Origin of the sequence: Hydrocarboniphaga effusa AP103 (assembly GCF_000271305.1) — a bacterium.
GTDB classification, from domain to species: domain Bacteria; phylum Pseudomonadota; class Gammaproteobacteria; order Nevskiales; family Nevskiaceae; genus Hydrocarboniphaga; species Hydrocarboniphaga effusa.
This window is the reverse complement of sequence record NZ_AKGD01000001.1, coordinates 323,158-335,631: the sequence shown is the minus strand read 5'-3', so window position 1 is coordinate 335,631 and position 12,474 is coordinate 323,158. Positions and strand designations below refer to the sequence as shown.

The 12,474-nt window shown below is 61.8% G+C and carries 15 protein-coding genes; 13 read left to right on the top strand and 2 right to left on the bottom strand.

Translation table 11 applies throughout. The features are described 5' to 3' along the window. Window positions 1-76: 76 nt before the first annotated feature. From WQQ_RS01455 to WQQ_RS01415, 12 genes are all read left to right on the top strand, one after another. Window positions 77-265, top strand: a complete 189-nt coding sequence (locus tag WQQ_RS01455) for a hypothetical protein (protein WP_007183259.1) — start codon at window positions 77-79, stop codon at window positions 263-265. Further along, window positions 255-506 carry a hypothetical protein gene (locus tag WQQ_RS01450; protein WP_007183258.1) on the top strand — a complete coding sequence of 84 codons (252 nt, stop codon included), beginning with the start codon at window positions 255-257 and terminating at the stop codon, window positions 504-506. Before WQQ_RS01455 ends, WQQ_RS01450 begins: the two co-directional genes overlap by 11 nt. Then, the gene (locus WQQ_RS24110; protein ID WP_157534459.1) at window positions 503-724 is read left to right on the top strand and encodes a hypothetical protein; all 222 of its coding nucleotides are present in this window, start codon (window positions 503-505) and stop codon (window positions 722-724) included. Before WQQ_RS01450 ends, WQQ_RS24110 begins: the two co-directional genes overlap by 4 nt. Window positions 725-765: 41 nt before the next feature. After that, window positions 766-1,119 (top strand): hypothetical protein, encoded by a 354-nt coding sequence (locus WQQ_RS01445; RefSeq protein ID WP_040452780.1) that lies wholly within the window; start codon window positions 766-768, stop codon window positions 1,117-1,119. A gap of 132 nt (window positions 1,120-1,251) precedes the next feature. Further along, the gene (locus tag WQQ_RS24105; protein WP_157534457.1) at window positions 1,252-1,665 is read left to right on the top strand and encodes a hypothetical protein; all 414 of its coding nucleotides are present in this window, start codon (window positions 1,252-1,254) and stop codon (window positions 1,663-1,665) included. Between the two features lie 95 nt (window positions 1,666-1,760). Further along, window positions 1,761-2,096, top strand: coding sequence for an IS66-like element accessory protein TnpA (gene tnpA / locus WQQ_RS22765; protein ID WP_083844375.1), 336 nt, complete (start codon window positions 1,761-1,763; stop codon window positions 2,094-2,096). Continuing rightward, on the top strand, window positions 2,093-2,440 hold the full coding sequence (gene tnpB, locus WQQ_RS01435; RefSeq protein ID WP_040452778.1) for an IS66 family insertion sequence element accessory protein TnpB: 348 nt from the start codon (window positions 2,093-2,095) through the stop codon (window positions 2,438-2,440). The genes tnpA and tnpB overlap by 4 nt, the downstream gene beginning before the upstream one ends. 28 nt (window positions 2,441-2,468) lie before the next feature. Further along, window positions 2,469-4,004 (top strand): IS66 family transposase, encoded by a 1,536-nt coding sequence (tnpC, locus tag WQQ_RS01430; RefSeq protein ID WP_007183254.1) that lies wholly within the window; start codon window positions 2,469-2,471, stop codon window positions 4,002-4,004. 41 nt (window positions 4,005-4,045) lie between these two features. After that, window positions 4,046-4,297 carry a phage tail assembly protein T gene (locus WQQ_RS25370; protein ID WP_436198055.1) on the top strand — a complete coding sequence of 84 codons (252 nt, stop codon included), beginning with the start codon at window positions 4,046-4,048 and terminating at the stop codon, window positions 4,295-4,297. Then, window positions 4,294-6,270, top strand: a complete 1,977-nt coding sequence (locus WQQ_RS01425; RefSeq protein ID WP_007183253.1) for a phage tail tape measure protein — start codon at window positions 4,294-4,296, stop codon at window positions 6,268-6,270. Before WQQ_RS25370 ends, WQQ_RS01425 begins: the two co-directional genes overlap by 4 nt. Window positions 6,271-6,698: 428 nt before the next feature. After that, a complete protein-coding gene (locus tag WQQ_RS01420; RefSeq protein ID WP_157534456.1) occupies window positions 6,699-7,226 on the top strand; it encodes a hypothetical protein in 528 nt (175 codons plus the stop codon). Next, on the top strand, window positions 7,223-8,518 hold the full coding sequence (locus WQQ_RS01415; RefSeq protein ID WP_007183251.1) for a di-heme oxidoredictase family protein: 1,296 nt from the start codon (window positions 7,223-7,225) through the stop codon (window positions 8,516-8,518). Before WQQ_RS01420 ends, WQQ_RS01415 begins: the two co-directional genes overlap by 4 nt. 10 nt (window positions 8,519-8,528) lie before the next feature. On the opposite strand, the gene WQQ_RS01410 is transcribed toward WQQ_RS01415, so the two are convergent. Continuing rightward, a complete protein-coding gene (locus tag WQQ_RS01410; protein ID WP_157534455.1) occupies window positions 8,529-10,709 on the bottom strand; it encodes a TonB-dependent receptor plug domain-containing protein in 2,181 nt (726 codons plus the stop codon). Between the two features lie 509 nt (window positions 10,710-11,218). Here WQQ_RS01410 and WQQ_RS01405 point away from each other — a divergent pair. Beyond that, window positions 11,219-11,581 carry a hypothetical protein gene (locus WQQ_RS01405; protein WP_007183249.1) on the top strand — a complete coding sequence of 121 codons (363 nt, stop codon included), beginning with the start codon at window positions 11,219-11,221 and terminating at the stop codon, window positions 11,579-11,581. A 30-nt stretch (window positions 11,582-11,611) separates the two neighbouring features. Here WQQ_RS01405 and pgl read toward each other — a convergent pair whose 3' ends face one another. After that, complete coding sequence (gene pgl / locus WQQ_RS01400) at window positions 11,612-12,331, bottom strand: 6-phosphogluconolactonase (protein ID WP_007183248.1); 720 nt, start codon at window positions 12,329-12,331, stop codon at window positions 11,612-11,614. Between the last annotated feature and the right edge of the window lie 143 nt (window positions 12,332-12,474).

Genomic DNA, 12,474 nt, shown 5'->3' with positions numbered 1-12,474 from the left:
GATTTCAGCGGGGCATGAGGCGGGGAGACGGCGTGTACGAGACGCCGTGCCCCTGACTCGCAACATGGAGATACCCATGGAGCAAGCTGTTGAGGATGGTATCAAGGCCGAAAGGCAGAAGCCGACGCTGAGCTACATCGTCGAAGACGGGCAGACCCTGCTCAACTGCGACGACAAGGACGCCATGTTTCGGATCATGCACACCGTTGCGGATGCGCTGGCTTGGGAGCATGGTCGCACGAGGGAGGTGAGCAATGGCAATTGAGCCCCGCACGTTTCTCGAACTGAACGCCAAATATCAGATCGTCCCCGGCAGCGGAGACGCCATCAGCTACTACGACGACGGAACAATGCTCTTTGGGGAAGCGCTTTCCGTTCTAGAGCAATTCACCGATCTCAATCAGCAAGCCATTTATGACCCGATCCACGCCGCCATTCACATGCTTCAAATGGCAAGCGCTGCATTCGCCGCGAGCCATGCGGAACATCGGAAGGTGAAGTCATGAGCGCCGCCGCGAATACCGTTGCAGGAGCCAGAGCGTTTGCTGGTGAAATCTACGACTCCGTAGATGTTGCTCTCGCTGTACTCGGAGAATTGGCACCGAAACTTTGCTTCGCCGACAGACGCCTAGTTGCCGCCGCGCAGACTCTCTGTCGCAAGGCGCTCGAGGCTCACAACGATCTTGATTGCACGCTTGAAGAGCTTGAAGGGGGTGGGGTATGAGTGCGGTTATAAAGCTTCGCGAATACGTGCCAGGTTCTGGTATGACCGAGGTGCGCCGCTCCCAGAAATGGGTTATTTCAAAAGATGCACCGTCTAAAGTGGAAGACTTGAGTTTCGTCAGTATTGGGCCCGATGAGCGCCCAATCTGGTGGAAGCCGGAGGTGCTCAAAACTCGTTATAGCCAAGCGCACTGCGCGCTCGGCACGGCGTACGCCTATGAGTTTCTGGATTTCATGAACAACCCGCATGCGAGTGACGACACCAAAGAACTGATCCTTGGCTTCATCGTGTCTGCCATGATTCATGGATCTCGCGACTGGAAGGCGGTTACGGTAGCGGAATCTTTCATGAAAACGGTCGGCACTTACATGTCGACCGGTGCGGTGTATCGATAGAGTCGCTGCTTCTGAGCAGACTTGAATAGATCAAGCCACGTCTAGCCCGACGGGGTGAAAGGCCGGATTCCTTCACCGGCTTGGCGTGGCCCTTTCTTGAGAAGCTCGGAGAAGCGAGGCTAGTTGACATAAATGGACAAACGGCTTGGATCAAAAGAGGTGCGCTATGCGGTAGCAGTCCAGCACCCCACCGAAGATCGCTGCTTTTCGTTCTCCCTGTCGAGCATTGAACCTGCTCGACAGGGAGAACGGAACGCGCTGGCCCGTGTGCTAGCCGAATCTGCTCTAGCGATAAGATCGGGGTTTCCGTTGCCCGAAGAGCTAGCCGAATTTATGAGTAGTCGCCTGCTGGCTTCCGCAAACCTTGTCGGTGCTGCTGGGGCGCTTGATCCGAAGGAATTCCAAGCGGCCATGCTGGGACCGCTACCCCGCGGCGCTGCGGCACGCAGGCGGGTAGATATCAAGAGCTGGATTCAGCTCTCCCATCAGACCAACAGAGCGCTTGGACGAACCGCAAAAGAATCCTTTGCGCGTATAGAAGCGTAAGCGTCCGAGGCTCACCGCTTGAAGGGAGTGTTGTGGCGTAGAAGATAAGCGTCCCTTGGGCGCCGATGGTGTCCACGATTGATTAAGTGGACACCATGCAAGCATCATCCTTGGGCAAGAAGCGGCGCAGCTATTCGGCGGAATTCAAGGCGGCGTGCGTAGCCGAAGCACGGCAGAAGCAGAGTTCGGTCTCGTCGATCGCCCGGCGCCATGGGCTGAATCACAATCTAATTTTCAAATGGTGGCGCGAGGCGGACGCGGCGAGCAAGACGACGTTGCTGCCGGTCACGATCGTCCCGCCTGCTGCACCGACTCCGCAATCGACGAGCGTCGCTTTGAGCGTGTCCTTCGCCGACGGTGCCTGCCTACGCATCGAATCGGCATCCGATGCGATGGTGCTGACGATCCTTGATCGCCTGCGCTCACGATGATCGGTTTGCCAGCCAGCACACAGGTGTGGATCGCGGCCGGCGTGACGGACATGCGCAAAGGCTTCGATGGTTTATCGGCACGGGTGCAGCAGGTGCTCGCAGATGATCCGTTCTCGGGCCATGTCTTCGCCTTTCGCGGTCGCCGCGGCGATCAGCTCAAGCTGCTGTGGTGGGACGGTGACGGCTTGTGTCTGCTATCGAAGCGACTGGAGCGCGGCCGCTTCGTCTGGCCGAAGGCGGAGTCGGGCCGCGTGCATCTGACCGCAGCCCAGCTCTCGATGCTGCTCGAAGGCATCGACTGGCGACGACCGGAACGCACCACAAAACCCTCGAAAGCCGCCTGATTCTGCAAGCTTTTTGCATCGAGATGCCATGCTCGATGCGCCCGAATCCGATCTGCCCGATACCGTCGAAGCGCTGCGTGCGCTGGTGCAGTCGCATGCCGCCGAGCTGTCGACGCTGCGCAGCGTGCTGCGCCATCGCGATGCCCAGATCGACAAGCTGCTGATCCAGCTGGCACGCCTCAAGCGCATGCAGTTTGGCGCCAAGAGCGAGAAGCTCGACCGTGAGATCGAGCAGCTCGAATTGCTGATCGAGGAGCTGCAGACACCCGACGCGGTACCGGTCGTTTCAGCGGCCACGGAAGCCAGGCAGAAACCTGCCCGCAAGCCATTGCCCGATCACCTGCCGCGCGAGTCCATCGTCCATGCGCCGGCATCGGCGTGCCCCGACTGCGGCGGCGCGCTGCGGCCGATCGGCGAAGATGTTTCGGAAATGCTCGATTACGTGCCGGCGCACTGGAAAGTGATTCAGCACGTGCGCCCCAAGTGCGCCTGTGATGCCTGCTCGCGCATCGTCCAGGCCTCGGCACCTTCACGGCCGATCGCCCGTGGCCTGGCCGGCGCTGGCCTGCTGGCGCATGTGCTGGTCAGCAAGTACGGCGACTCCCTGCCGCTGTATCGGCAAAGCGAGATTTACGCCCGTGAAGGTGTCGAGATCGAGCGCTCGACGCTGGCCGAATGGGTCGGCGGCAGCGCGGCGCTACTCGCCCCGCTGGTCGAACGCATTGCCGCGCACGTGATGAGCGCGACCAAGATTCATGCGGACGACACGCCGGTGCCAGTGCTCGCGCCAGGCAATGGGAAAACCAAGACCGGACGGCTGTGGACTTACGTGCGCGACGATCGCCCGGCTGGCAGCCAGACTCCCGCAGCGGTGCTCTTCCGCTACACGCCCGATCGCAAGGGCGAGCATCCGAAGCGGCACCTGAGCCGTTTTGAAGGCACGCTGCAGGCCGATGGTTACGCCGGTTTTCATCACCTCTACGGCGGCGGCAAGATCCAGGAAGCCGCCTGCTGGGCGCACGTGCGAAGAAAATTCTTCGACATCCACCAGGCCAATGCCTCGCCCATCGCCAAGCAAGCCCTCGATCGCATCGGCGCTTTGTATGTCGTCGAGCAAGACATTCGCGGTAAACCAGCACAAGAGCGAAAAGCACAACGGCAATCGCGCGCCGGACCACTGCTGCAAGAACTGAAGGGCTGGTTCGATCAAACCGTCGGCACGCTCTCGACGAAATCCGAACTCGCCAAGGCGATTCGCTACGCCACCTCACGCTGGCCGGCGCTGACGCGCTATCGCGACGACGGGAATCTGGAAATCGACAACAACGCAGCGGAGCGATCCCTGCGCGTCGTCGCGCTCGGGCGCAAGAATTTTCTCTTCTGCGGCTCCGATGCCGGCGGCGTGCGTGCCGCTGCGATCTACAGCCTGATCGGCACGGCCAAGCTCAACGGACTCAACCCCGAAGCCTATCTGCGGCATGTGCTCGATCGCATCGCAGATCATTCCATCAACAAGCTTGATGAGCTGCTGCCCTGGAATGTCGCCGCTCAGCTCCCGCTATAGGTAGTCTCTGGACGCTTACCCTGGCGATCCTCAAACGAGTCATGACCTACGGGGAATTTAGGGGGTGGTGCTCTTATTTCGAAGTTCACCCCTTTGATGACCGCAGCAATTTTCAGATTCCTTCTGCGCTCACGCGCGCACTGCTGGCAAACATAAATCGCGATAGCAAGGTTCGGTGTGAGCCTTTTACCTATAAGGATTTCATGCCGTATGACCCGCCCGAAGAAGAGCGGGTTGGCACTATAGAAGACGTGATGAAAATTTTTGGCCGGCACCGAGAGTCATCCCAATGAGTACAAGAAGCTTAGGCACACTCACGCTGGATTTGATCGCTCGTATCGGTGGATTTGAAGACGGTTTGGATAAAGCAGGTCGGCTCGCTGATAAACGGACCAGCGAGATGCAGCGGTACTTCGAAAGGCTTGGTCAAGCCGTCGGCGCGAGCTTGGCTGCAATCGCTACTGTTTCTGCAGCTGCCGTAGCAAAAGCCATTGGCCGATTCGATGAACTGGATGAGATGGCCCAGAAGGTGGGCTCGTCCGTCACCGCCTTGTCCCAGCTTCAGTTCGCCGCCGATTTAGAGGGCGTCAATGATTTCACTGGCGCGCTGGTGAAGCTCAATCGATCGATGATTGAATCGGCCGAGAACGCACAAGGCGAGCAAGCGCGCGCATTCAAGGCGCTCGGGGTGATCGTAAAAGGTGCGGATGGGCAGCTGCGCTCGACGGACCAAGTGCTGACCGATATTGCTGCGGCCTTCGGCGATGCTCGTGACGGTGCTGCCAAGAGCGCCGTCGCCATGGCGCTTTTTGGTAAGTCTGGCGCCGATCTGATTCCCTTTCTCAACAATGGCGCTGATGGCTTGCAGCGGCTGAGAGACAAGGCTGATGCACTAGGTTTCACCATTGATGAAAAGACCGCGTCAGCCGCGGGCAGTTTTAACGACAACCTCTTTCTTATGGGGCGAGCCGCCGAAGGGTTGACGACACGCCTTGCAGCGAACTTGATGCCAGCGCTTGAAAGCTTGTCGTCGGAGTTCGCGGATGTTGCTGCAGATGGCGACGTAGCCGTTGCTTTGGCTGATTCGCTTCTTGTCGGATTCAAAGGTGTCGCGCTTGTCGCGGTCAATGTCGCGCATGTCTTCAAGCAAGTTGGAAATGAGATCGGCGGTATCGCTGCTCAAGCGGTTGCGCTGGCTCATCTGGATTTTCGTGGCGTTGCGGCCATTCACGGCGCGATGGTTACTGACGCTGAAGAGGCACGAAAGCGAATCGATGAGCTCAACGCCGCAATCCATGCTTTGGGCAAAGCCGACAAGCAGGTGCGTGACCAGGCACAGGAATCAGCGGCACCGGAGGCACCCAAGCAGGAAATTCAGTTCGGCACAAACTTAGCGATGTTCGAGGGGAGACTCGATCTCAAGTCGTTAGAGGCCGACGCGCTTCGTCCATTAGGGGAGCAGATCGACACTGAGCGCACCTTGCTCCAGCAGTCGCTTGATCAAAACGAGGAATATCACGCGGCTCTTTACAAAGGGGCGTTGGACGCTGCAGAGCGACAACGCGCAATCGCCGACTCGCTCGCCGAGTATCAACGACAACAGATAGACGCGATGGTTATGCAAGCGGATGCAATCGCGAGCACGCTAAGCATGGCTGCGGATGCTGCTTCAGTGTTCGGTGCCAAAGGCTTTGCCGTTTTCAAAGCGCTGAAGATTGCCGAGGCACTGGTCTCGATTCCGTCGACTGCCATCAAAGCCTACGAATCCGCTATTGCCGTGCCCGTAATTGGTCCGGCTTTGGCCCCGGCCGCCGCCGCTGCTGCAGTAGCGGTTCAGCTGGCGCAGATCCAGCAGATGCGCGCAATGCAATTCACTGGGCGTCGGTACGGTGGCCCGGTGAACGCTAGTGGCATGTATGAGGTCGCCGAGGACGGTCCGGAGCTATTGAGAATTGGCAGCCGTACGTTGCTGATGATGGGAGCGCAGTCAGGCATGGTTGAGCCTGCCCGATCCGCCCCGCTTGCATCAGGCAAGCAGGGCATAAGTATCGTCTACAACGACAATGTTGGCGTCGCTGTGAGCATGCGCCAGCTCAGCGACGGGCAGATCATGGCGGAGATCAACCATCGCGTTGAGCGGGGCGTGGCGCAGTCGGTGAACATCGTCGGAGCTCAACTCGCGACGCGCACGGGCGCGGTCTACGCAGGTCTGCAAGGTGGCTCCGTGGTGCAGCGCCGTGCGACGCCGGCCAAGGTCTATGGCTGATTCATTCGGCTCCCCGAGACGGGCTCGAACCGAATAGCGCTGGCATCGAGGGCTGTGACTTTAGGGCGGCTGCCGTTGGTCAGATCGCTGCGGTAGCAGAATCGCTGATTTTCTGGCCGATGATTACCCCGCGAGAGCCAGTTGCGAATGGTCGGGTAACTTTCCGGGTAACTTAAAAGAGAGTGTCCAACATAGTCCAGCAGCATCATAATGTTAGGACGCGAATCACAGTGACCTCCGCCCACCATTACAAGATCCGAAGCCGCGCCGAAAAGCGCGGCTTTTTTGTTTCTGAGCCGATCAGCGTTTTTTTCCGCGTTTCGCCACACGGTTTTTCGCTCGCGCGGAGCTGCCGTGCGACGGTCCTATCGTTATGTTTGTTTTTATATAGCGTGTAGGATTCTCCGTCTCTGATACGGAAAAATCTCATGCGGACTCTGACGTGGATCGTTGGCGCTGCGATGTGCCTGGGCGCGATGCAGGCATCGGCCAGCGATGCCTGCAAAAGCTTCAAATGGGACGTTGCGCATGAGCACGCGCTGTTCGTGGGCAAGGCCGAGAGCGCCTCGGCCGGCAAGTCCGGCCAGAGCGCTCCGCTGCTGCAGCTCGATCGGCTCTACGCACTTGCGCTGCTGCCGCAGGACACCGTGCAGTTCGCAGCCAGCCCGAGCAAGAAAATGCTCGCCGACGGCGCGTCGGCCGGGCTGATCCGCTTTCGGGTGCCGAAGGCCGGGCAGTATCGCGTCGCGCTCGACGTTCCGTTCTGGATCGACATTGTCGCCACAGGCAAGGTCGTGCCTTCGCTCGATTTCAATGGCTCTCCCGGCTGCGACAAGCCACGCAAGGTGGTCGTCTATGACCTGCCGGCCGAGCAGGAGCTCACGCTGCAGTTCAACGGTCTTTCCGAAGACACGCTGCACTTCACCTTGACGCCGGTCGCACCTGCGACCCGGTGAAGTGGAGGCTTGCAGCGCTGCTCTGGGCCGGCGCGTCGGTGGCGACGGCGGCCAACGGATTCGGACGCGCGGAATTTGCCGATCGCCGTGATCCGCCGCCGTACACCGCTTTGAATGCAGCGCAGCGCGAGGCTTACGAGCTCGGCCATGCGATCTTCAACACGCAATGGGTGATCGCCGGAACGCCGCGAGCGGGCCGGCGCGACGGCCTGGGGCCGCTGTTCAACGCAGCGACTTGCGATGGCTGCCACAACGAAGGCGCGCGGGCGCAAGGCGCATCGGGCGATGAGCCCGCGCCGATCGGCCTCGTCGTGCAGCTCGGTTCGCCGACTGCGCAGTTCGACGTCGGCGATCCGGTTTATGGGCACGTGCTCAACACGAGTGCGATCGAGGGCTACGCGCCCGAGGCGCGCGTGCGCATGCGCTATATCGAGCGCGCCGGACGTTATGCGGATGGCGCGGCCTGGACTCTGCGCGCGCCGCGTATCGAGATCGATGCGCTCGCCCACGGAGCGCTCGCACGCGACACGCTGATCAAGCCGCGGCTGGCTTCTGCCTTGTTCGGCGCGGGCTTGCTGCAGGCGGTGCCCGATGCGGCGATCGTCGAGATCGCCCGGCGGCAAGCGGGAATCGATGGCCAAGTCGCCTGGCGTGAAGTGAATGGCCTGCAGCGTGCTGGCCGCTTTGGCTGGCAGGCCGATGCGGTGTCGATCGAAGCTCAAACCGCGCGGGCGTTCTCTCGCGAAATGGGGCTCGGTTCCACGCCGATTCCGCATGACGATTGCACCGCTGCGCAAGGCGAATGCCGCAAGGCCGCCGATGGCGGAAAGCCGGAAGCGACAGACGAATTTCTCGCCGCGCTCGTGAGCTTTCAGCAGTGGCTCGCGGTGCCCGCCGCGAGCGCATCGCAACCGCAGGACGGCGCTGCGCTGTTCGTGGCGACCGGCTGCGCGGCTTGTCATCGGCCGCAGTTGCCGGTCGAAAACATCGTGGGCGCCGAGATGATCGCCCCGTATACCGATCTGCTGCTGCACGATCTCGGCGCGGGGCTTGCCGATCGCACGCTCAGCGGCAAGCCGGTGACGAGCCGCTGGCGAACCGCGCCTTTATGGGGCTTGAATCATGTGCGGCGCAGCGGACGAGCCTGGGCGCTGTTGCATGACGGCCGAGCCCGTTCGGTCGAAGAAGCGGTGCTCTGGCACGACGGCGAAGCGGCGGCTGCGCGCCGCCGCTTCGAGAAGCTCGATGCATCGCGACGTCAGCGACTGTCGAGCTGGGTCGAAGGGCTTTGAAGACGCATCGTCAATAGCGATAGTCGACCTGCGCGAGCCAGGTGCGGCCGGCTTCGTAATAGCCTTCGTCGTAAGCGTAGAGCTCGTCGGTGAGGTTGCGAACGCCGATGTCGATGCCGACGCTCGTCACCGGTGAGAACCGCAGAAACGCGTTGGCGACCGTGAACGATTCGGCAACGCGTGTGCCCGTGCTGTTGCTGAAACGATCGGCCTCATGCTGCGCATCGAGACGCAGGCGCCATTGCGGCAGCAAGTTCCAGTCGGCGCGCAGGCGATAGATGGCGTCCGGCGTTCCGGTGATCTTCACCGCGCTGTTCTGGCCGCGGTTGTCGATGTCGACGAAGTTGGCCTGCGCGATCAGCGTGAGCGCGTCGATCGGAGTGGCGGTGGCCGACAGTTCCACGCCGCGATGGCGCTGCTTGCCGACGTTCTGCAACTGCGTACAGGTGGTCGTCGAGTTCGGACACGGTGGTTCGGCCGGGGCGGGCGGAGTGAGCAGGGTCACGCTCTGGATGGCGTCGTCGAGCTCGCTCTGGAACAGCGCGATCCTGCCGCCCCAGCGCTCGCGCCGCAACTCGTAGCCTATTTCGTAGTGGTCGGCGATTTCACGCTTGAGCGCCGGGTTCGGCCTGACGGTTCCGAGCCCGCCCGAAAAGCGGTCCTTGAGCGTCGGGAAACGCGTTTTGCGGCTCACGCCGGCCACGAAGGACTGGCTGTCGTCGAGGCGCCAGGTGCCGATGATCTGTGCGTTGTGAGCATCGGCATCGTCGACCGACTGCGGGTTGAAAGTCTGCGATCTGCTGTCGTAGATCTGCACCGTTCGGCCCGGTTGACGCAGAAACGAATAGCCGGGCGTGAGCGTGAGCTGCGGCGTGAGCTTCCACTCATGTTCGATGGCGACGTCGTAGGTCGGAATCTCCAGGCGCTGTTCGGGCAGCGCGGGCTGCCGCTGCGATTCGCGATGCACGTCCTGGCGATAATGGCTGGCGATGCGCGTGGTGTGCAGATCGCTCCAGCGCCATTCGAAGTCCGCGCCGCCGCCGTAGGTGTAATCGTCGTACTGGCTGCCGTAGAAAACGTAGCCCGGCAACGTTCCGGTTTCGTAGGTGTAGGAGGCGTTGCGGAACGACTCCAGCGAATTCTTGAAGCTGTCGTGGAACAGCCTCCAGCGCAGCGCGCCCTGCGAAGTCACCGCATTGCGGGCGACGAAGTAGAAGCTCTCCTTGTTCCAGTACGGCCATTGCCAGTAACGCAACGCCACGCCATCGGGGCGCGAGCAGTTGGTGTCCGGCGTGCTCGGGTCGTTGTCGGCGTCGCAGGCGTACTGGTTGAGATAGTTGCTCGAGTACAGCGGATCGTTCTTGTCGCCTTGCTGGCGGTAGTAGCTCAGCGCGAATTCGTTGTCCGCGTTCGGCACGAAGCCGATCTTGGCGCTGATGACGGTGTCGCGGCTGTCGGCGTTGTCGCGTGCGCCTCCATCTTCATGGTTGGATGGGCTGGCATTCAGCGGCAACGGACCTTGTCGCCTGAAATCATCGGACAGGCGATAGCCTTCGGAATCCGCATGCGAGACGGTGAAATTGCCGTACCAGGCGCCGCGCGCGCCGCCGACCGACACCGATCCGCGCTGCTCGATGTCGCCGAAGTCGTCGTCGAACTCGGCGCTCGCGCGCGCGAAGATTTCGAGCGGGGCGGTGGGCTTGCGGCTGATCACGTTGATGGCGCCGCCGAGCGCGTTCGGGCCATAGAGCAGCGAGCCCAGGCCTTTGCTGACGACGATCTCCGAAACGTAATCGATGCCGAAACGCGCGAGATCGACATTGCCGTCGTACGGCACGTAGACCGGCACGCCGTCGATGAACAGCGGCACCTGGCGGCTCGAAAACCCGCGCAGGGCGATCAGGCGTTCGCGGCGCTGGCCGAGATTCTGCAGGGCCACGCCGGGAACGAGGTCGAGCGCTTCGGCCAGATCGTCGCGATGCAGCGCGAGCATCTGTTCGACGTCGACCGTCTCGGTGGTCAGCGCGGTGGCGTCGGACTCGGCAGTGCCGATCACCTCGACGGTTCCGAGCGTGAAGGTTTTGCTCGGCCCGGCGGCCGCCGCGGCCTGTGCCTGCGCCGCGCCGCTTGAAAACACCGCGATCAATGCCGACGCGAACGCGCCGAGCTGGTGGCTCCCCACTCTCCGCATATCAACCCCTGTTCTGGATCCGGAAAGGCTCGGATCGATTGCCAATTCGCCAGCAACGTATCGTTATATAAAAAACTATACAACGAGGGCGCAGCGCAGGGCGAACCTGCGACTGGCGATGGGTTTGGCGGGAGCGCAAACAAAGAGCCCGCGATAACCGGAGGGAGTGGCCGGCACCGCGGGCGTGGAGCGGTCGGAACGGGAGAGAAGCGGTCCGACTGCAAGCAGGGCGACTGCGAACCCTGCTTGCGTATGACTCGGGTTCGAGCAGGTAGTTCCAAAATTTTTTTCGATCTGCGTGAGGTAGCCGTAAGGCTCAGCGCCCCACGAAAAGGCCCGGCCCGATAGAGAGATTTGCGTCCGTTCTGCTGAGGACTATTCCCCATAGGGTGGGCAAGTCCTTCTTGTTAGGCTCTTTTCAGCGGTCAGCGACTCATGCACAACGACAGCCTGCGGGGATCCATGGAGGCCGCTGAGCCTGCAGGCTGCGAGGCGTGGCGGGGAAAGGAATGGAAAGCGCGGAGCAGGCATCGCTGGAACAGTGGCTGCGAGCTTATCTGAAGCCGTTGACGGACCGCATCGCTCAGCTCGACGGCCAGTTCGCCCTGCTGCATTCACGGCTCATGGTGGCCGAGCATCTGAGCCTGCAACTCTCGACGGTGATGACCGAAGCGGCGCGCATCCGGGCGGTGCAGGAGGTTCGCAATTCGGTCGCCCAGGAGTTGCACTACGCCCAGCAGTCGGCCGGACTCGAAGTTCTCGCCCAACACCTGCAGGAGCAGGTCAACCATCTCGACAACAGCCTCGCGGTGATGCGGGCCAAGCTCGCAGCGGCCGAGGACGCGGCGCGGCTCGAAAGCGGCGAGATCTGAGGATTGCTTTGCCGAAACTGCTCGCGAAATTCAGTCCGAGTAGTACAGCCGCACCGGGATCTCGCGTAGCGACAAGATCGCAGCGATCGGACAACGCAGCGCCGGTTGGCCGACGGCCGCTTCGATCACCTCGCGCTTCTTGCTTCCCTGAATCTGCAGCACGATGCGCCGGCTGCGCTTGAGCGCTGCGAGCGTCAGCGTGATGCGGGCGTGCGGAGCCGTGCTTGGACGGATGATCGCAAGCGTGGCGGGGCCTGCCGGATCGAGCGCGCGCTCGGTTTCGGGAAGGTTCGGGAACAGCGAGGCGGTGTGCGCGTCATCGCCCATGCCCAGCACCACTACGTCGAACGGCGAAGGCAGGGCGGCGAACTCTCGCTCGACACGCGCTAGCGCGGCCTCCGGAGCGCTGTCCGCATGGGCCAGCGGGACGAAGTGCGCGGCCGCAGCCGGCCCTCGGAGCAAATGCTCGCGAACTAGCCGGGCATTGCTGTCCGCATGATCGGAGGGAACCCAGCGCTCGTCGGCCAGGCTCACGGTGATTTTCGACCAATCGAGCATCGCGCCCGACAAGGCTTGGAAGAATGCGATCGGGCTGCGGCCTCCAGAGACAATCAGCGTCGCCTGGCCGCGTTGCTGAACAGCGCCGTCGAGTTCGGTCGCGATATCGGCCGCCATCCGCAGGGCGCTCGTCTCGGAGTTCGCGTCGAGGCGCTGTTCGACGGTGTCGGGCAATGACAGCAACGTGGACATGGCGAGAATCTCCGCGGCTCGGTGAATGAGTGGTGTCCGAAGCTTAGGGATGTGCAGCTGACTCGTCGCGGGCTGGGTGGCTCGCGGACATCGGCGGAGCCCGCCGACGGGGTGTCCGCATCATCGCGCACGTCATCTGTTAG